Origin of the sequence: Arenibacter palladensis (assembly GCF_900129275.1) — a bacterium.
Lineage (GTDB): Bacteria > Bacteroidota > Bacteroidia > Flavobacteriales > Flavobacteriaceae > Arenibacter > Arenibacter palladensis.
Genome location: NZ_FQUX01000001.1, coordinates 82,684 through 104,044, shown reverse-complemented (window position 1 = coordinate 104,044; position 21,361 = coordinate 82,684). Strand labels below are relative to the sequence as shown.

Below are 21,361 nucleotides of genomic sequence, written 5' to 3'. Positions count from 1 at the left end.
TTGAATTTGAACCGATCAATAAGAAATGCAATAAAGAAAGATAGGTAAAATTATCGTTCGTTTTAGAACTTGGGATAAATTAATAAGGGGGTGTTTAGGACAAGTAAAGATCTACCAATCCTTCCGGTGTGTCAACAAAAATAGTCTTGTTTTCACGGTCTACTTTAACTATTATTTCATCCCTAACCGGAATAAGTAATTGTTTGTCGCCCTTTTCAACTTCAAATAGCGCTTGGGAAGTGGTGTCGTTAACGCTTTGGATAAATCCTATATTTCCATGGACCTTGTCTTCCATGGCAAAGCCAATTACCTCGTGGTAATAGAATTTATTGCCTTTTAGTTTAGGCAAAAATTTAAGTGGGAGATATATTTCGGAACCCATTACCTTGTCGGCGTCCGATTCATCGGCAACTTCCTCAAACCGCACTCGCAAAAGGCTGGACTTGTGAAGTTGACTTTTTTCAATAAAAAAAGGAACCAGATTGTTTCCAAGGGAAACGAATACTGATTCCAATTTTTCGTACAATTCGGGTTCGTCGGTATCCAATTTAATGAGTACCTCCCCCTTAAAGCTATGTTTAGAAACGATTTTACCGAGGTAGAAACACTCTTCCTTTGTCATCGTTTTCTATTAGCTATTCTGTTTCTTTGGTCTCTTCTGGAGCTTCGGCAGGAGCAGCAGTATCCTCGGATACTACTTCTGGGGCAGCTTCTTCAGCAACTTCTTCTTCAGCGGCTGGGGCTTCTGCCTCTGCAGCAGCGGCCATACGTTTTTCGTTTACCTCTTTCTCAGCTTTCAAGGCCTTGGCTTTAGCATCGGCTTCTGCCTTTGCCAAACTATCTACTTTGGAGCCAACGATACTTGCTTTTTCTTCCAACCAAGCATTGAATTTTTCTTCAACTTGCTCTTCGGTCAAGGCTCCTTTGCGAACACCACCTAATAAATGGTGCTTTAAAAGTACTCCTTTGTATGATAAAATTCTTTTTGCAGTTTCAGAAGGCTGTGCACCGTTCTCTAACCATTTTACTGAACTGTCAACGTCCAATTCTATGGTTGCAGGGTTGGTGTTTGGATTGTAAATACCTAATTTTTCCAAGTATTTACCGTCTCTTTTAGCGCGGGAATCCGCAGCTACTACCCAATAAAAAGGTTTTCCTTTTTTTCCGTGTCTTTGTAATCTAATTCTAACTGGCATATCACATTAATTTGCAGGGTGCCCGACCCTTGGTTATTAATTCTTTTTTCGCTAGGTTCTTCCTAAGCGGGTGCAAATATAATATTTCTTTTTATGTGGTTATCAAATATTTGGACTAAAATTCAATAATTGTGTGCAAATAGCTTAACATTTCTTAAGAAAAGCTGTTAAACTTGGGCTAAAGCTGCCTTCGGATTTGGAGTTATGTTCAATTATTATAGTTTATTATAAGGGTTGGCGAAAGTCGCTAACCAAAATAACTAATTAAAAATGAAGAGAGATAACATGAAGTATTCAGAAAAAATTTCAAACGGATTAAACAATCTATTAGTAAAAAATTATGATGCCGAAAAAGGATTTAAACTCGCAATGGATAAAATCGATAATCCAGCGATCAATACCTTCTTAAAGGACAGGGCTGCACAACGCGGGCAATTTGCCCAAGAGCTTAAAAGTGAAATTTTACAATTTGGGGAATTGCCCGAAAAGGACGGAAGTATAAAAGGGGATATTCATAGAGCTTGGATGAACCTTAAAACGGCCGTGGCCTCCAATGAAAAGGAACAACTTCTGGAGGAAGTGGAACGTGGGGAAAAGGCAAGTCTAGAGGAATACAATGAGATCTTGTATGACAGGGATGTTGTGCTTCCGCCATCCACCGAAAGTATGTTGAAAAGGCATAGGGACGCTATAAAATCGTCATTGACCATGGCCAATATCCATGAGCGAATAGCGTAGAGTCCCGGAGTTTTGGGTTAATATAGTGGAACCAGATGGAAACATCTGGTTCCGTGCTTTTGGTAACGTTGATAACTCCTGATAAATGCACTTTCCCTTTATCCGCTATTTCCTTATTTTTACCACTTCCAATCCCATCACACAAACCCACGCTATGTACCTTATTTTTGATACGGAAACCACAGGATTACCCAAACGTTGGGATGCCCCTTATACGGACACCGACAATTGGCCGCGTTGTATTCAAATTGCTTGGCAGTTGCATGATGAAATGGGCAAATTGGTGGAGAGCCAGGATTATTTGGTGCAACCGGACGGATTTAATATTCCCTATGATGCGGAACAGATTCATGGGATATCTACGGAGCTGGCCCAGCAAAATGGGGTTCCTATTGGGGAGGTATTGGAAAAATTCAATGCAGCACTTTCCAAAACAAAATTTGTAGTAGGTCAGAATGTGGGATTCGATCTAAATATTATGGGAGCCGAATTCCATCGGTACCAAGTTAAAAATTCGCTTCAGGAATTGCCAGTGTTGGATACCTGTACCGAGCATACGGCACAACTGTGCCAGATTCCTGGTGGACGTGGCGGTAAGTTTAAGTTGCCTACCTTAACGGAATTGCATCAATACTTGTTTGGCGAGCCGTTTGGAGAAGCGCACAATGCCACTGCCGATGTGGAGGCAACTACCCGTTGCTTCTTGGAATTGGTCCGTAGAAATGAATTTACGGCAGAACAATTGGATGTTAAGCCAGATTATTTTAAGAATTTCTCTGAGGCCAATCCACAGGAAATACAATTAATAGGCTTAAAGCACATCAACCTAAAAAAGGCATCAAAGAAAATAGCCGATGCCTTATGGGAGAAGGATACAGGCGGAATTTCCAAGGAAGAAATAAAGGAAAATTTGGCCACTTTGGAAACGGCAAACTTTGCCCATCTCCATAACCATACCCAGTTTTCCATTCTACAGTCTACCATTAGCATTCCCGCGTTGATCTCGGCCACGGCAAAAGCTAAAATGCCCGCGGTGGCAATGACCGATCACGCCAATATGATGGGGGCATTTCATTTTGTCAATGGGGTCATTAACCATAACAAGGGGGTTGTTGCCAGGAACGAAGAAAATTTAAAGCGCTATGAGGCCACTAAAAATGGAACCTTGGAAGAAGGGCAAGAACCCTTGGAGGAACTTCCGGAACCAGAGGTGGAAGTTACGCCGATTATAGGTTGTGAATTTCAAGTTTGTGAAGATCATACCAATAAATCCCAGAAAGATAACGGGTATCAGATAGTGATGCTTGCCAAGAACAAAAATGGGTATTTAAATTTGGCAAAAATGTCGTCCATTGCCTTCGTGGATGGGAAGTACTATGTTCCGCGTATAGATAAAAAGGTAATAGAACAGTACAAAGAGGATATCATCGTACTTACCGGGAATCTTTACGGTGAAGTGCCCAGTAAGGTTTTAAATGTTGGGGAGAACCAGGCAGAGGAAGCCTTGCTGTGGTGGAAGGAGACTTTTGGTGAGGACCTATATATCGAAATTATGCGTCATGGTCAGGAGGACGAAGACCGTGTAAACCAGGTATTGATCCAATTTGCCCAAAAGCACAATGTAAAATTGGTGGCCACCAACAATACCTACTATCTGGAAAAGGAGAATGCGCATGCGCATGATATTTTGCTTTGTGTAAAGGATGGTGAAAAACAGGCCACTCCTATAGGCCGTGGCAGGGGTTACCGTTATGGCTTGCCCAATAAGGAATATTACTTCAAGTCCTCTGATGAAATGAAGGACCTGTTCAAGGATATTCCTGAGGCCATTACCAACATTCAGGAAGTAATAGATAAGGTAGAAACATTTACCCTGGCCCGTGATGTCTTATTGCCTGCTTTTGATATTCCGGAGGAGTTTAGGTTTGAAGAGGACAAATTGGATGGTGGTAAACGCGGGGAGAATAAATATTTACGCCATATCACCTATGAAGGGGCTAAAAAGAGATATGGTGAAATTACCCCAGAAATTGATGAGCGACTCGATTTTGAACTTAAGGTAATCGAGAAGACTGGATATCCGGGTTATTTCCTTATTGTGGAAGATTTTATTAGGGCCGCGCGTAGTATGGATGTGTCCGTTGGTCCTGGTCGGGGTTCGGCAGCGGGTTCCGCAGTTGCATATTGTTTATGGATTACCAATTTGGATCCTATTAAGTACGATCTACTTTTTGAGAGATTCCTAAATCCAGATCGTGTGTCCATGCCCGATATTGATATTGATTTTGATGACGAAGGCCGTGGAAGGGTAATGGACTATGTAATTGATAAATATGGTGCCAATCAGGTGGCCCAGATCATCACCTATGGTACCATGGCGGCAAAGTCATCTATTAGGGATACGGCACGGGCCCTGGATCTGCCGCTGGGGGATGCGGACCGTATGGCCAAGTTGATCCCCAATATGTCCAAGTTGAAAAAGATTATTGGGGTAGATGAAAAAACATTAAAGGAAAAATTCAATAGCGAGGAACTGATCAAAATCAATGAGTTGCTGGCTATTTCCGAGGGCGAAGGACTGGAGTCGGAAACCCTTAACCAGGCTTATGTTCTGGAAGGCTCCGTACGTAACACCGGTATACATGCCTGTGGGGTAATTATCACGCCCGATGACATCACCAAGTTCGTCCCAGTAGCCTTGGCGAAGGATTCCGATATGTATTGTACCCAGTTCGACAATTCAGTGGTGGAGAGTGCTGGCTTGCTAAAAATGGATTTCTTGGGGTTAAAAACTTTGACCCTGATCAAGGATACCGTGAAAATAGTTAAGGCCAAACACGGCATTGAATTGGATCCGGAGAATTTTCCCTTGGACGATGAAAAAACCTACGAGCTTTTCCAACGCGGGGAAACTGTTGGGGTGTTCCAATACGAATCCCCCGGGATGCAAAAACACATGCGTGCGTTAAAACCTACCGTTTTTGCGGATCTTATAGCCATGAATGCCTTGTACCGTCCCGGTCCAATGGAATACATTCCCAGTTTCATTGCCCGTAAGCATGGTACCGAGGAAATTATATATGACCTGGATGCCTGCGAGGAGTATTTGGCAGAAACCTATGGGATTACGGTGTACCAAGAGCAGGTGATGTTGCTTTCGCAGAAGCTGGCCGATTTCACCAAGGGTGAGGCGGATGTTTTGCGTAAGGCGATGGGGAAAAAGCAGAAGTATGTCCTGGATAAAATGAAGCCGCAATTTATAAAGCAGGCTTCGGAAAAAGGCCATCCCGTTGATAAGTTGGAGAAAATTTGGAAGGATTGGGAGGCATTTGCGGCTTATGCGTTTAATAAATCGCATTCCACTTGTTACGCTTGGATTGCCTACCAAACCGCATATTGTAAAGCACATTATCCGGCAGAATATATGGCCGCGGTACTGTCCAATAACATGAACGACATAAAGCAGGTTACCTTCTTTATGGAAGAGTGTAAGCGTATGGGCTTACAGGTGCTGGGACCGGATGTAAACGAATCCTACTATAAATTCGCCGTAAACGATGCCGGTGCAGTGCGCTTTGGTATGGGCGCTATAAAAGGGGTTGGCCGTGGAGCGGTGGAGACCATTGTAGAGAATAGAAAGAAAGACGGACCGTATAAGTCTGTTTTTGATCTGGCCAAACGCATAGATCTAAGGGCGGCCAATAAAAAGGCTTTTGAGAACCTGGCGGTGGCCGGGGGCTTCGATTCCTTTGGGGATACCCATAGGGCGCAGTATTTTTATGATGAGGGGGACGGAATTACCTTCTTGGAAAAAGCCATGAAGTATGGGGCCAAATTTCAGGAGAATGAAAATTCTTCTCAAGTAAGTTTGTTTGGCGAGGCAAGTGACGTTCAGATTCCGGAACCTGTGGTGCCGCCCTGCGAGGAATGGGGTACCATGGGTAAATTGAGAAGGGAAAAGGAAGTAGTGGGAATCTATATTTCCGGTCACCCCTTGGATGACTTTAATGCCGAGATCAAGGCTTTTTGCAATGCAAGTCTTTCCACTCTAAATGATTTGGAAGCTATAGTAAATAGGGAGGTTTCCTTTGCGGGGGTCATTACGGATGTGCAGCATAGGGTTTCTAAAAATGGTAAAGGATGGGCCATGTTCACCATGGAAGATTATACGGATACCTTTGAATTTAGAATGTTCGGGGAAGAGTATTTAAAGTATCGTCATTTCTTGATGATCAACTCTTTCGCATATGTAAAAGTGTTTGTCAGGGAAGGCTGGATGAACCGGGATACCGGAAAGAAAGGAGAGCCAAGAATGCAGTTTAATATGATCATGATGCTACAGGACGTTATGGAAACCTTTGCAAAAAAACTCACCATTAAGTTGGATATATCCCAATTAAAGGAAGAAAGCATTTTGGACCTAAAGGATACTTTGGTTTCCCATAAGGGCGATCATCCCTTGAATTTTGTAGTGTACGAGATGGAGGAGCAGATAAAAGTAAACATGACCTCCAGAAAACAAAAAATTCAAATATCGAGTGAATTACTCCTGCAGCTTAATGAAAAAGACGTACATTACAAGTTGAACTAAATGTTTTACAGCGGCTTAAATGGTTGGATGTACTACGTAAGCCAAATGTGTTAAAAGAATAGGTTTTATCAATTTAACCATAGTCAAAACGAATATAACCTTAGTAAGGAAAAGGCAAAATAATTGTCTAAATTTGTATAATATTTAAAAATAACGAAACATGGCATTAGAAATAACAGATGCTACTTTTGATGAGGTAGTTTTAAAAAGTGATAAACCAGTAGTAGTGGATTTTTGGGCAGCATGGTGTGGTCCTTGTAGAATGGTAGGTCCAATTATCGATGAGGTTAGTACCGAGTATGATGGTAAAGCCGTTGTTGGTAAGGTGGATGTGGACGCCAACCAAGAATTTGCCGCGAAATATGGTGTAAGAAATATTCCTACGGTATTGGTGTTTAAAAACGGTGAAATCGTTAACAGACAGGTTGGTGTTTCCCCTAAAAAGGTATATACCGATGCAATTGATGCATTGCTATAGCCTTCACTGATTCCTGAAAGGAATGAAAAAGATAAAAAGATCCTACTTGAAGTAGGATTTTTTTATGCCCAATTTTTAATGTTTATATTACTCCTAACCACATTAAAAAGATATTGATCAAAACAAATTCTAATTGACCTACACTCATTTTTGGGAGTTTCTATTTCCCAATAAGTCAATATCTTCATTATCTTAGCTAAATGAACTTACAATCCGAACTACATAAGGCAAGCCTATTCCAGAATTTGGAATTATTGGCAGGTCAGGTGGTGGAAGGATTTATCAGTGGCATCCACAAGAGTCCCTTTCCTGGATTTTCAGCGGAGTTTGCAGAGCATAAAATCTATAATAATGGGGAAAGTACCAAGCATATAGATTGGAAGCTCTTTGCCAAGACGGACAAGTTATATACCAAACGATACGAGGAGGAGACCAATTTACGATGTCATATGATCTTGGACAATTCGGCCTCCATGTATTATCCGGAGGTGGGCACCCTAAGCCTTGACAATCTCAATAAAATTGGTTTCGGGGTTTTGGCGATTGCCTCGTTGATGAATATACTTAAAAGACAGCGGGATGCGGTTGGTTTAAGTGTGTATAGCGACCAATATAATTTCTATTCTTCCGAAAAGAGTAGTGAAAGGCATCACCAAATGTTATTGGCCAAACTAAGTGAGATTAGTCAGGAAACAAAACTTGCCAAGCAGACCGAGACCTATACTTATTTGCACTTGATTGCCGAAAAAATAAAAAGAAGAAGTTTAATTGTACTTTTTACGGACATGTTTCAATCTTCCGGGGATGACGCGCAGTTGTTCGAGGCCCTACGGCATTTAAAATACAATAAACATGAGGTTATCCTTTTTCATATCATGGACAAGGAGACAGAATATTCCTTCGATTTTGAAAATACCCCCAAGCGTTTTCTGGATGTGGAAACAGGGACGTATATAGATCTTTATGCCGATTCTGTAAAAGAAGCCTATGAAAAGGAGGTGGGGTCTTATTTTACAGAATTACGACTAAAATGTGCCCAATATAAAATTAAATATGTGGAGGTGGATGTAAAGGATAGTTTTTCCCTGATAATGAACACCTTTATGGTGGAGCGACAAAAATTTATGTAGAAACATGCATTATTTTTAAAAAATTGTTTGTGCAATTAAATAAGGGGTGTATATTTGCACTCGCTAAACGCCACGGTTCGGTAGTTCAGTTGGTTAGAATACCTGCCTGTCACGCAGGGGGTCGCGGGTTCGAGTCCCGTCCGGACCGCTTAGTAAACAAAGGCCTTCAAGAGATTGAAGGCTTTTTTGTTTTTGATGGGTACAACATAGGTACAACAATCAAGAATCAAAAAAACTAAGGAAAATAATGGAGGATCAAGTCCAAAATCGGGTTTTCCTTGTTTAAAAGTTTAAGGCGGAACAAAATTGTCCGCCTTAAACTAACATATTAGGTTACTCCTGTGCTATTAAATGAACTTCTATCTAAGATTCTTATTTTGAATGTAGTCGTTTTAATCAATTTTGCAAAAGATTCATGGTATACGAGTATTATTCCCAACTAAGTTTGAAGAATTTACTTTCCAGAGCTTTCATGTTTAATTTTGAGGTTTCTTTAATTTCGTCTCCAATTACATTTGTTTCAAAATATTTGATGGTTTTTCCAGAAAAGATTTCTGGAATAAAGGAGCTTTCTTTACCGCTTACTTCTCTTAAATGAAGTATTATTCCATTTTCATCTTCTAACGGTGTCGCATTAACGATAAGAATATTATCTGGAATATTTGATAGGATTGATAAGGTATTTGTCGCTTTCTTTTCTAAAACACTTGCAGGGATTACTCTAGCTAAAAAAGGCACTCTGCTACCCCAGCCAAATTTGGTAGCCTCCTTATCACTGTTTTTGTCCATACTGGTTAATTGATATGTCCAAGTATACATGCCTCTTTGGTCTGCATTAAAGTTTGTTGTCCAATAATTGTTCATTGGCCAACTATACAAGTTATTACTTTGAGGTACGCCTTTATATTCAAATCGGCCTGTATTGATAGCTCCGAATTGCATGATTGGGGCTTCAGGGGATACCAATACAATTTGTTCCTTATCATTTTTAATTTGCACAAAATTTTGGACTGTATTCCAGTCATTGGCGGATCCAGGTACTTGGTCAACTCCAGCTTCCATTGGACCTCCAGATATTTCAAAATGTATTTTTCCTTTTTCTAATTCAAATGGGAAGGAAATATAAAAGCTTTCTGGATTGGTAATAGGCTTTTTCTTAAGTTCAAAATCAAAGTCTATTCGTTTTGTGGTATTATAAACTTTTAATTCTAGTGAAAAGGCGTCAGAATGATCGTAGGCCGTCTCTGTCTTTCCTCTAAATTTTATTGTGTTCCATATCTCACCTTCCCTTATTTCGGAAAGCCAAACGCTATCAAGAGGTTGTCGGGTATAATCCGTTAAGGGGCCGTTACTTTCACCGTTAGCAGTTCTATTGGTGAACAATTGGGCTCTTCCCCCTATTTTTTCCAGAATAAATTCACCTAGACTATATTCAGATTTTTCATCAATAATATTTTTAGCAAGATCTTTGTCATATATCTGCGATATGGTACCTTTAAGTTTATCAATTTTAATTGAATACCAAGGGTTGTCCAATAATATATGATCCTGTTTTTCTTGATAGTTCAAGTTTTTTTCCTGTTCACCGTGCCGATGCATTTCATCCCCATGTGAATGGGAGTGTTGTTCTTTATATACTTCAATGTCGAATTTTTTGTAACCAAAAGCTGGTATATTCTCTACCCAGGCGCCCCAATACGTTCCTCCATGCCAAGGTTTTAGTACTTGTACGGGGTATTTCTTCCCCTGCTCATCTACCAGGCGTATTTTACTTCCCGGAACCACTTGTTGATGATCTATAAAGATTTCTACCAATCCTTCACGTTCCCAGTTCAATGTATTGAATACTGCCAATGAAGGATTTTTGGTTTTCCCCATATATTCGCTTAGCAGACCTATAGCTTCTTCTCCTATCATGCTAGCTCGTCTAGAGGCTTCCCAGGCATATGATTCTTTTATTTCGCGTTGTTCCATGGTTGCCTTACTATAAGGTTGACTAACACTTTCTTGTGCCCCAAAAGTATGTTCTCCATAAAATAATAGTGCCTTATTGGCTTCAAATACGCGTCCTTTTATACCCTTGGGCATTTTTGAACCTAAAAGCTTGGCCATGGCCAAACCTCCTTGGCCTGCAATAAGATCTACATGGGCATTTCTTGTTGCTGCAACTTCTCTAGCACCCGAAGCAAATCCATCAGTCCACCAATCTGGCCAGTGGGCTTTAACTTCAATAAGCTCTTTCCCGTTTTTGTTTTCGAATTCTTCAAAAAAATCACTTGCAATCGCTGTTTTAATTTTTGGCCATTCATATTTCTCATTCCATTTTTTTATTAGGCCGCTGGATTTAATTGAAGGAGGAGAATTGTCTGTCATAAAACCTGAATGCTGTATTGCGGTAATATCGTAGGGATAGCCTCTTTCATCAAGTTTAATTAAATAATTAAGCAGACCTTTTTCGAAATCTTCAAAATTATCTGTGTGAACACCAAAGGTATTTCCTTGCATATAATGTTCTGCCCTGAATGTCAACATTTTATTGCCTGAAGGAGAAACCCACCAGAATGCCAAAGGCGTATCAAACGATATCAATGCCTTGTGACCATGGGTTCCCATGGTTAAATATTTTATATCCAAGGAATTAAAATAGTCGTTCATGCACCATGCAATACCATTAACATCATTCTGCATAGCAGATGTGATTTTTATTCCTTTATCGGAAATATTTTTTATTGGGGCCAAAGAAGCTGCCAACGACTGCTCGTCAGGAAGTTCGTTAAAGTTAAAATACATACCTGTCACCTCAATTCTTCCTTCTTTAATCCGCTGCTTTAATCGGTCTATTTGGGTCTGAGATCTACTGTTTAAGAATTCGTCCACTGCCCATGAGGCTTCACAGGTCCATCGAAACTTTGATTCTTCAGGGTAATCATCGGTAGCATCGCAATAATCCAGTGCATAATCTATGTACCGGGGATGTTCTGCCAAAATCTCTGTTTGTGACCTAGTGTACCCAATATCGGTATGGGAATGTTGTACAAAATTGACTTTCCACTTCTTTACAGGTTTGAGTCTTATTTTTGTAATCATAGGCTCCTTGCCGGCATCCAGTTTTAAGGTAATAGTTTTTTCTTTATATACTTCAGGGTAGGAAATCTTCAAGGTTTGTATTCCTGGTTCTAGATCGACGATTCTATCCAGTTTGCCATCTATACTTAATTGTGCTTTTACAGGTTCCCTAAAAGAAATGATTTCTGTTAATAATGTTTGATATTTTTTATTGTCAGTGGATCTGATCAAGGCTGGTAATGCAGTTACTTTAATAGATTCAGAAAGGTTTCTTTTGAAGACCATAAAATAAGTTTGGGACTCCTCGTTATTACCTGTTAACCCTAGTTTTAGTGAATTTCCTGATTTTAGGTTTTTGGCGGGCACTGTATAATAGAGGTAACCAAAATAACCATGATTATTATCTTCATGAATCTTTTCGAAACTTAATTTTTGATCGTTTTTAAGAGCTAACGTCCAACTCGTTTTATCCAGTCCAGGAAGAGCAATTTCTGTTTGTTTTTCACCATCAACATAGAAGTTGAAAACAGACCCAGGCCTATTCGCATAATATCCGACATAATGTACAAAAGTAACTTCTCCGTCTTTCTTTTTTAATGAAACGGGAGCTGTTGACCATTCCATTTTTTGATTTCCGGCATCCACTCTGGAAATAAGTGTTGATGTTAATCCTTCTATCCCTGATGGATACTGTAATTCGTTGCCGGTTACCTTTTCTTGGTAACCAGATAAAAAGGTTTCATTAGCCTTAGGGCTCCTTTGGCCATATATAGCCGTACAATTAAAAATAATAAATAGCCAAATTTTGGCTGCTAACATTTGATTTAAATTCATGTTGATAAAATTTACTCGGTTTTATGTGTATGACTAGTTTAATTATTCAATAGTGTAATATTTAGATCACCAAGAGTTATAATGAACTAACCGCTTGAATTTTATTTTAAAATATTACCCAGATTGTTTAATTTCCAGGGAAATAGTTATATCATATACTGCGAAAATCCAGGTACTACATCCTATTCTTGTTCAATGTTGCCAAGATTTTGGAGCTTTTCATGTTAATGGTATTTTTGTTGAAATACAAAACTTGTTTTGCTTAGCAAAATGTTCAGTCAATGCAAAAATAAGGCACACGCTTTATAAATTTTTATTCGAAATTGTCCAAGGTTGAATGAATATTAACTAAGATATTTAGTGAGAAATTGTAGGATTTGATTTTTTTTGAAAAGGTATAGCGAGCAATCAGCTTTAAACTTCTTTGGTTTTTATATATTGGGAGGGGGTTAACCCGTTGTTGAACTCCTTGAATTTTGCATTGAAATGTTGTACACTTGGAAAACCTGATTTTTGGGCTATATGAGCAATAGAATGACGATTGTTTTCCAATAGCATTCTTTTGGCATTATTTATTCTAAATTCATTCAAAAAGGTGAAAAATGATTTTCCCGTTTTCTGTTTAAAAAGGCGGCAAAAGGAAGGTTTTGTTAGACATGCCATATCGGCCATCTCTTGAAGGGAAATTTTATTTTCGATGTTATTTCTAATGTAATCAAATATTTGATTCATCAAATCAAAGTCCCTGTTGCTGACATGAGGTGTGTAGCCGGGACTGGCTAAAAGACGGTAGTCCGTAGCTTCTGTAAGTTCGAATAATAGATTAAAAACGGCCGACCATTTGCGAAGCCCGTCCATTTTATGTATGTCCATAAGCAATGGTGCAATTTGTTTGCTGGTTTTTTTGGAAAAAGAAACCCCTCTTTCCGCTTGTTTAAAAAGCTCCACTAGGGTCTGTAATTCTAATGTGTCAGCAAAAACCATTCTTATAAAATCCTCTGGGAACTGAAGTACTATAGCTTGGCTTACTTTTTTGTTGTCTTCCAAATGACCTTTATTGTTCTGCCATAAATGAGGTAAATTTGGGCCTACTAAAACCAAATCTCCTTCTTTAAATCTTGAGGTGTTGTCTCCTATGTAACGAATTCCGTCACTTTTAAGAATTAATGTCAACTCAAACTCCGGGTGAAAATGCCAAGGATGATCAAAGGCAGGAAGATCAATGTAAGAACAGTGCAGCGGTGCTTTTGTATCAAATATTATTTTATAAAACGAGGCTTTCATTTAATAAGCATCTTAAGTTAGGTGTCGTCTTGATCAATTAAAAATCAAATCAAATTAAATGGTTTAAGAAGGAATAATTTCATGTAATAAATTGGCTTGTTTAAATATACTTAAAAAATCTACTTAATGTTAATATTCATTCAAAAAAGGTTAAGTCCTATGAAGAGGTCTTGCTACCAAATATCTAACTTGCAACCATTGTTTAAGCATCAATATTTTTTGTTGTCTCTATTAATTGGGGAGATTTATTACTATATGATGGGAAACATAAATAGAAGTATGTTCAATATTTTTAATATTTGGATTAATTTTTTAAACCTTAAGTTGGTATATTATTTATTTTGGAAATCATAATAAAGTTTCCTTTTTATGAGAGATTAAGTGAATGGTTTATTTTACCATAAATTCATTATACATATGGATAATAAAAAGCTAATAGAAGAGTATAGTCACAGAAGTGAAGGTTATAATCCGTATTTGATTGGCCCAAAATGGCAAGTTGCACAATTAAACTTTATGCCAGAACTAGCGCCGGATGCAATTAAAAAAATTGATGTTCACCATAACACTGATGAAACTTTCTTACTGATGGCAGGACAGGCCGTATTAATTGCCGCCGAGATAAATCAGAAGGAGATTTCTTATGAGGTTATTAATTTGACACCTAGAAAATTGTATAACATTCCTAAAGGATGTTGGCATAATATAGCACTTTCAACAGATGCCGAAGTTTTAATTACAGAGGATGCCAATACCCATTTGGGGGATTATGAATTTTATTATCTGAACCAAGAGGAGCAGACGGAGTTAGGTCTTCTTATACAGTCGGTTTGGAGAAAATAGTCGGATGCTGTTTGGATATTCTTTTACCACATTGACTAGTTATCTTATTGGGCATCATAATTTTTAAATTAGTATACTGGCAATTTAACAAAGAGGAGTTTATAACATGTCTTTGAATAGATAAAGAAAAAGCTTAAATTCCTCTTTGTTGAATATTTTAGACAAATCCGATGTTTACAACCTAGAATAGGAGACTTAGGATTCATTTTCAAAAAAAAATTATCCCATGTATCTGGGTAGGGTACATAGACCTCCATCCACTTTCATGTCATCACCAGTTATAAAACTTGATTCGTCCGAAGCCAGAAAAACAGCGGCCATGGCTACTTCTTTTGGTTTGCCGAAACGCAACATTGCCGCCTGCCGTTCGGATTCCTTTGTGTATTTTTCTCCTTCCGACTTAATTCTTTCGGTTGCCATGGGAGTCAAAATAGCTCCTGGGGAGATAGTGTTGAAGCGAATGTTCTTGTTCCCAAATTGGCCTGCTAATTGATTGGTCATGGAAATCATACCTCCTTTGGCGGTAGCATAGGCGGTCCAATCATTCCAACTGCGGTGGGCTTGGCCAGAGGCAATATTTATAACGCTTCCCATTTCGGCCTTAAGCATGTAGGGTAAGCATGATTTTATGCATCTAAAGACTCCTTTTAGGTTTACATTCATAAGCAGGTCCCAGTCCTGATCAGGCATTTTGGTAATATTTCCGGAAATGGAAATAGCGGCATTATTTACAAGAACATCAATTTTGCCGAAACTTTCTATACAGGTTTTGACCATTTCATTTACCGAATCCGTATTGCCAACATCACAAAATAGTGGTAATGCATGTTGATTTTGTTTTAAAAGCTCATCAGACTCTTGCCTGCACTTTTTATCATTAATGTCAGCCATTACAACTATGGCCCCTTCTTTTGCGAAGGCTCTGCTAATAGCAAGGCCGATACCATCGGCGGCTCCTGTAACTATTGCGACTTTATTTTTTAATCGTCCCATTTTAATTTCTTTTTAACCAATAATTTTCAATTTCCTCTAAAGTTTTTCCTTTTGTTTCTGGTAGTATCCTTATGACCATAAAAAGTGCTGGAACCATAAATGCAGCAAATAACCAAAATGTGCCATGTGGCTTAAGGTTTTCCAAAAGCCATGGAGTCATTTGACCTATAAACGTGGCTCCGACCCAAACCGCCATAGTAGCTATGGACATTGCTGCTCCACGAATCTTCAGTGGGTATATTTCGGAAAGTAAAACCCATAAGACTGGGCCAAAAGAAAAGGAAAAGCAGGCAAGAAAAGCAAGTATAAATGTCATTAATAAATACGTGTTGTTTACATCAAAATAAAATAATACTCCTACTGCTATTAATGAAATCAGTATTCCTATTATCCCACATATCAGCAATGGTTTTCTTCCAATATCATCTACTTTCCAAAGTGCAATAAAAGTAAACAATACGTTAACGAAACCAATGAGTACTTGACTTCCTAATGCTTCACCTAACTGCAGACCACCTTCCTCAAGAATTTTTGGACCGTAATAAATTATAGCATTGATACCGCTAAGTTGACTTAAAGCAGCCAATGAAATTCCTATAATCATTGCCAGCCTAAAGGGGCCGGAAAAAACCGAGTTAATACCGCTAGATTTTCTTGAAAGTACTTCTTCAACATTTTTAATTTCGCTATCCGCTTCATCCTCTGTCATAAACCGGAGTAAGATATTTTTAGCGAGTACCGTTTTTCCTTTAGTCGCGAGCCACCTTGGGCTTTTCGGGATGGTGAGTAATAGCAAAAGAAAAACAGCAGCTGGTATAATTTCGCTGCCTAGCATGGACCGCCATACTTCAGTAACAAATATTTTATGCCCCAATCCACTTGTTTTGGTAAAACTGTCTGAAGTTGAAACAGACAATAAATAAGCATTGGCAAAATAGGCGAACAAGATACCTAAGGTTATTGCCAACTGATACAATGCAACCAATTTACCGCGGTTTTTTGCTGGTGCAATTTCAGAAATATAGAGTGGGGATAACATGGATGCAACCCCCACTCCAATTCCTCCAAGGAGTCTATATATAACTAAGTTGTCAAAGGAAGTGGATAGCGTGCATCCAATGGCAGAAGCTGCAAAAAATAGTCCGGATGCTATAAGCATATTCTTTCGACCATATTTATCACTAACTATCCCAGCTACTAAAACGCCAAATATTGTACCTATAAGTGCGGAACTAACATACCAACCTTCCATTACCGTACTCAGGTTAAATTGGGTCTTCACAAAACCAATGGTTCCAGATATTATTGCTGTATCATAACCAAAAAGAAAACCACCTAGCGCAGCGATTAAAGCCAAAAAATTCACATTACTTTTCATTTGTTAACGTATTCGTTTGGTACTTATCTGTTCCAAGATATATTCTTATTTCTTCATTGCAATTGTACTTTGTCTCTAGAATCATATTTTTATGAGTAGAGGAAACAATTTAAGGTCTTAATCCAATGCAGCCATAATACCCTTGATATAACCAATAGTAAAAGATCTGCCTCTTTCTTCCCAAGAACCATCTCCTATAATTTTAGGCACATGTCCAGGCATAATCATTCCTTGAAAACCAACTTCTTTAAACTTCTTGAGTATAGATACGGGGTCATAATACCCCGGCATATCAACGAAGACCTCGTTAAATTTATCGTTATTGACCAGAGAATTGGAAACTGTTTGAAAATGTACATATACTAACTTGTCCTGCTTTCCAAAATATTCTGTTACCGCGTTAATATCCTCTCCCATTTCAGAAAAATTACCTAAACAGTATTGCAGGCCGTGATTATCACTTTTTACCAATTCCATAGCCTTCTTGTAGGCCTCAAAACTCCGGAACAATTGAGGTACCCCAGCCAAACTTGGTACAGGTGGATCGTTTGGGTGAAGTGCCAAGGTGACACCGGCCTCTTCTGCAACAGGCAACACTCCTTCTAGAAAATACTGATAGTAATCCCACATTTCTTCCTCTGAAAAAACACGGCCATGGGATAGTGGTGCATTCTTAAAATCTTCAAGATTTACACTCATAGCTTGTGCCCCTCCTCTAATTCTATAAGTCGTGGATGATCGCCATACACCTGTTGGAGTCCATGCATAACCCAATACCGGTATGCCAGCACTGCCCATGTTAGAAATGGTTTCCTGAACGTGTTTCAATTGTTCTTCCCTACCTGGTTGACCTGTCATTATTTTATCATAGAAGGTCCATGGCATATTTTCCAATGCCAATAATCTAATACCTGCATTTTCCACCGTATTACGGAGCATGAGCATATCTTTATATTCCCATTGATAGTCCCCGGGTAGGGGTAAGGAATCAAAGTTGGTGTCAATAAGGTTATTTCTGTACATGTTTAAAATGATATCATCCACGCCTAATTGCTTAATCAGCGTAAGCTTCTCTTCGGTAGGGTGCATAAATGAACCAAACCCAGGGCGCATTGGTAAGTTTGCCCATTTTTCTGTTTTAATAAGTCTTTTCATTGATAGTTTCTGATGTTTATAATATTATTATAATTGTTAAATTATAGAGTTAAAGGTTAATGATTACCGATTCCCCGTAGAATTTAGTTTCAATTAGGGTGTCATTCTCGTATACCGAAAAAGTCTTTTTTTCAAGTTTAACTCCGTAGTTTTTTCCTCGGTACAAAATGTTTTTCATTTGAGCTGTACCTATGTCCTCATTATTGATAGGTTGGAACGTTATAGTATTGTCTTCCATTTTTACACCGAAGGTTCCGAATATAATAGCTTCCATTCCGGCACCAGCCGAAATCTCTAATGGCATTGATGAACGGTCTTGTTCAGGTCTATCAGTTCGCGCATTTTGTGGCAAATATGGGAAATGATCAATAGACCTTATGTGTCTTTTGAGGACATCCCAGCCCTTTCCGGCAAACCCTTGTTGATAAAGGTATTTTGAAGCCCTACCGGGTAATCCTAAATATTGGCCACCACCGCCCCAATCAGAATCAATCATGTCCCAATGGACTTTGTCTTTTGGAGCTATGGAATACACCCCGAATTTCCCTAAAAATACGCCTTCCTGGAGGTGACTGATCAACCTATTTATTTGGTAATCAGGTAAATAATCCGCACCTAACAAATCAAAAAGATGAAACGTCCAAATGGTTCCCTTTGTTCCATCGGGATAAAGGTTGTCGAACCATCCTTCCTTCTCATTCCACATATATTTGTTGACCAAGGAATTCAATTTTTCGGCATCCTTTACATAAGTCTGACTTAGTTTTTTCTCATTTCTTTTTTGCGCCCAATCGGACATAGTGTACAATAGATCAATGGTCAAGGTGTTGGTTATAGGAATGGCGTGGTTGTACCCATCGGTCCGTATTTCAATAATCTTTTCAGTATTGTAGCCCACATCGATTAGACCAAGTTTGTTGGTATAATTGGTTTGAAGTTCGGTTACCCATCGCTGCATCCATTCCCAAACGGAAAGACCTGCCGCCATTTCATCAAAAATTGAATAATCATTGGTATGGCGAATGTAAGCCTCTATCATTATTTGAAGTGCAAATGGTTCTTGAATGTAAAGATTGTCCCATTTGGCGCCATTCCATCCCACATAAGTTCTTTTTAACTGCACTTCTTTAAAATCGGTTAAAATGGCTTGTTTTAGGCTTTCAGAATCTAGCATGGCAATAACATCGGAAGCATAGGAGGTATCCCAACTAATAGTATAAGGCCATGTGCCTACTGCCCAAAATACATCGGAAATGTAATTGGGGTTTTCATAACGGCTCATTAAAACCGACAGCATACAGCGATAGTAATATTCTTCCAATTGCTTATTGGAACTTTTAAGTTGGGGTAGCTTGGAGTAGGCCCAGGAAAGCATTTCCCGGGTCTTTTTATCAGCAGCTTCCATACGTTTCAGAATGTCTGTCTGAACTATTGCTGGATCAGGTTGGTCCGTTTGGTAAAATTTAATAGCGAAATAGTAGGTTTTGGATTCACCTGGCTTTATACTTATTTCAAATCCTTTATCGCTGACAGTTTCTATATTGGATGATACACGGGCACGTGCCCCTTTACTTCCAATAGTGAAATTGTCTATTTTGTTAACTTCAGTCGCAGTCTCTTTACCACTAACTACAATTTGCTCGGCAACCTGGTTGGGTTCCAGCGTCATGTCTAAATCCTTTGAATTTCTATTGGTCAGAATTAATTTAACAAATACCTCATCGTCACTGTATGAGACATTCGTCCAGCTTTCCAACGCGAAACTTACCCATTTTTGGTCGTATTCTTTGTGAAATGTCCCTGTCCTATGACTGGAATTGGGTTGCCAATTTTCGTCTTGTGTGACCACGATGGAAGGAGAATTTGGTCTGAAGTTGGAGCCAAGTGGATCATAACTTCCGCGGTCATCTATCCATGATTTCCACTTAACAGGAACATCATCCTCGATTAATCGTCCGGTAGCCTTGTCGTGAAAGTTTAGGTTAAAATGGTAGAACTCGGACTGTATGGGCAAGAAGTTCACATTCGTGAACTGGGTGACGCTATACTGTCTTGGACTTATAAAACCACGATAGTTGATGAGCAAGGTCTGGTAGTCATCAAAGGTCATTTGCTGGCTGTTCATGGCGTAGTATTCTGGCTCTGCAGGAGTTGGTATAGTCTGTGCTGATACCTGTTGATTTGCACAAATCAAAGCAATTAAAGCTAATATTGACAATTTACATTTTTTCATATCATTGAGAGTCTTTAATATTTATTTCTCTATTCGTTGTTCTAAAATTTATATGCGAGCTGTTAAATCGGTTAAAAGCATATATTTTCCAATGGACTTCTACTTCGGCCTACAGGCAATAGATTGATTTGTATAGTTCGTTCAAATCATTCATAATTTTATGCGAAGGCCTATTTTTTAGGATGCCCTCATGCAATAAAAAGCATCCTTGATCCTGAAATTCGTTCCATCCATGATGTTTTGGTCTAACGTATGCTTTTTCTATAGTTGAAAGGGTGTCCTTGAAGAAATTATTGCACAAAACATTGTTATTCTCATTCTGCCAAGCAATCAAATTTCCGGGTTGTCCGCCATTTAATGTAAATACTCCTACTTGTATTTCAGATCCTGCAACAAATTCCACAAAATTGGTCGCTATATCCGGATAATTGGATTTCGAAGATACCGCCAACCCGACACCACCAAGTAATGTTGAAATATTTTTTTGTTCACCAACTGGACTATCGGTAAAATGTACTATGTTTTTCGTATACCCTTCGCGGGAATAGTTGGAATAACCAAACAAATATGGACAATAGAGTATGTTCTCCCCGTTTCCCATTATATCCAGAACTTGGATGGGATTCCAGTGTATGGATTCCGGATGAAGAAAATCAAGATGATGCTTTATCTCATCTAACACCATGCTTCCCACTTCCTTATTGAAAACCCTGTTCTCAATAAAACCAGCACCCCTGTTTTGGGCACAAAGTGTTAAAAAGGAGCACCATAAATCGGTTGGGCACAAGGCCCATGCCACCGAGAAACCATTGGGAACTTTACCATAAAAAGTTTTAAGGTCTTTGTAAGTCGATGGTAAGTTCAAACCCAATTCCCATATGATATCCTTACGGTAAGCCGCCACTTGGGCTGCAGCATCTATGGGTAAGGCATATAGATGTCCATTGTATTGATAAGAATTGAAACAGTCTCCTAAAGATTGTTCTTGCAAAACTCTTAATCTATCCTTGGAAATATATTCTTCGAGATTAACTAAAAGTCCTTTGTTGTCAGCTTGCCCCATATAGGGATGGTCTATTGTAATCAAGTCATAGGATTCAATTAAATTCTCAATGGGCATATCGCCAAATTCTTTTAGCGAACGTACATCCCAAGTAATCGAAACCATAGAATTCTTTTTGGTGAATTCGTTTGACGCCGCAATTAGGGGTTCATATCCTCGCGGGTGATCCCATGCTATTCCTTTTAATAGTGTCATTTTTATTTTTCTCTGATGATAAATTCTTGTTTACAACTTATCCTTAACCGGTCCCATCAAGTTCAACTCAGAAATTCTTACAATACCATTTTGGTCAGTTAATTCTGATTTTGGTAATTTATAATGATGGATATTTGTGCCAAGTTTCTCAACCTTCATTTTTGTAATTTGCTTAAGAGCCTTA

At 38.8% G+C, this 21,361-nt stretch carries 14 protein-coding genes and 1 tRNA gene; 6 read left to right on the top strand and 9 right to left on the bottom strand.

Going from position 1 to position 21,361, the window contains the following annotated elements; all coding sequences use genetic code 11:
- Positions 1-94 precede the first annotated feature (94 nt).
- Entirely contained in the window at positions 95-622 is a 528-nt protein-coding gene (gene rimM / locus BUA60_RS00295) for a ribosome maturation factor RimM (protein WP_072859771.1), read from the bottom strand.
- 13 nt (positions 623-635) lie between these two features.
- Positions 636-1,196, bottom strand: coding sequence for a 30S ribosomal protein S16 (locus BUA60_RS00290; RefSeq protein ID WP_072859770.1), 561 nt, complete (start codon positions 1,194-1,196; stop codon positions 636-638).
- A gap of 270 nt (positions 1,197-1,466) precedes the next feature.
- On the opposite strand from BUA60_RS00290, the gene BUA60_RS00285 reads away from it, so the two are divergent.
- The 5 genes from BUA60_RS00285 (at position 1,467) to BUA60_RS00265 (ending at position 8,281) form a co-directional block, all read left to right on the top strand.
- On the top strand, positions 1,467-1,934 hold the full coding sequence (locus tag BUA60_RS00285) for a ferritin-like domain-containing protein (RefSeq protein ID WP_245802481.1): 468 nt from the start codon (positions 1,467-1,469) through the stop codon (positions 1,932-1,934).
- 154 nt (positions 1,935-2,088) lie between these two features.
- Positions 2,089-6,525 carry a DNA polymerase III subunit alpha gene (gene dnaE / locus BUA60_RS00280; RefSeq protein ID WP_072860779.1) on the top strand — a complete coding sequence of 1,479 codons (4,437 nt, stop codon included), beginning with the start codon at positions 2,089-2,091 and terminating at the stop codon, positions 6,523-6,525.
- Between the two features lie 160 nt (positions 6,526-6,685).
- Positions 6,686-7,003: a thioredoxin gene (trxA, locus tag BUA60_RS00275; RefSeq protein ID WP_031442126.1), complete on the top strand. Its 318-nt coding sequence runs from the start codon at positions 6,686-6,688 to the stop codon at positions 7,001-7,003.
- A 200-nt stretch (positions 7,004-7,203) separates the two neighbouring features.
- Complete coding sequence (locus tag BUA60_RS00270; protein WP_072859768.1) at positions 7,204-8,133, top strand: DUF58 domain-containing protein; 930 nt, start codon at positions 7,204-7,206, stop codon at positions 8,131-8,133.
- A gap of 74 nt (positions 8,134-8,207) precedes the next feature.
- Positions 8,208-8,281, top strand: a tRNA-Asp gene (locus BUA60_RS00265).
- A 281-nt stretch (positions 8,282-8,562) separates the two neighbouring features.
- Here BUA60_RS00265 and BUA60_RS00260 read toward each other — a convergent pair.
- Together BUA60_RS00260 and BUA60_RS00255 are read right to left on the bottom strand one after the other, a co-directional pair.
- On the bottom strand, positions 8,563-12,033 hold the full coding sequence (locus BUA60_RS00260) for a glycoside hydrolase family 38 N-terminal domain-containing protein (RefSeq protein WP_084532436.1): 3,471 nt from the start codon (positions 12,031-12,033) through the stop codon (positions 8,563-8,565).
- A 414-nt stretch (positions 12,034-12,447) separates the two neighbouring features.
- On the bottom strand, positions 12,448-13,317 hold the full coding sequence (locus BUA60_RS00255) for an AraC family transcriptional regulator (protein WP_072859767.1): 870 nt from the start codon (positions 13,315-13,317) through the stop codon (positions 12,448-12,450).
- A 417-nt stretch (positions 13,318-13,734) separates the two neighbouring features.
- Here BUA60_RS00255 and BUA60_RS00250 point away from each other — a divergent pair, with 417 nt between their 5' ends.
- A complete protein-coding gene (locus tag BUA60_RS00250; protein ID WP_072859766.1) occupies positions 13,735-14,160 on the top strand; it encodes a cupin domain-containing protein in 426 nt (141 codons plus the stop codon).
- Between the two features lie 219 nt (positions 14,161-14,379).
- Here BUA60_RS00250 and BUA60_RS00245 read toward each other — a convergent pair whose 3' ends face one another.
- The 5 genes from BUA60_RS00245 to BUA60_RS00225 all read right to left on the bottom strand — a co-directional run bounded on the left by BUA60_RS00245 (position 14,380) and on the right by BUA60_RS00225 (position 21,177).
- Positions 14,380-15,153 carry an SDR family NAD(P)-dependent oxidoreductase gene (locus tag BUA60_RS00245; protein WP_072859765.1) on the bottom strand — a complete coding sequence of 258 codons (774 nt, stop codon included), beginning with the start codon at positions 15,151-15,153 and terminating at the stop codon, positions 14,380-14,382.
- A gap of 1 nt (position 15,154) precedes the next feature.
- On the bottom strand, positions 15,155-16,531 hold the full coding sequence (locus BUA60_RS00240) for a sugar porter family MFS transporter (protein ID WP_072859764.1): 1,377 nt from the start codon (positions 16,529-16,531) through the stop codon (positions 15,155-15,157).
- 117 nt (positions 16,532-16,648) lie between these two features.
- Entirely contained in the window at positions 16,649-17,686 is a 1,038-nt protein-coding gene (locus BUA60_RS00235; protein ID WP_072859763.1) for a mannonate dehydratase, read from the bottom strand.
- 49 nt (positions 17,687-17,735) lie between these two features.
- Positions 17,736-19,919, bottom strand: coding sequence for a glucosidase family protein (locus BUA60_RS00230; RefSeq protein WP_072859762.1), 2,184 nt, complete (start codon positions 19,917-19,919; stop codon positions 17,736-17,738).
- Positions 19,920-20,028: 109 nt separating this feature from the next.
- Positions 20,029-21,177 carry an extracellular solute-binding protein gene (locus BUA60_RS00225; RefSeq protein ID WP_072859761.1) on the bottom strand — a complete coding sequence of 383 codons (1,149 nt, stop codon included), beginning with the start codon at positions 21,175-21,177 and terminating at the stop codon, positions 20,029-20,031.
- Between the last annotated feature and the right edge of the window lie 184 nt (positions 21,178-21,361).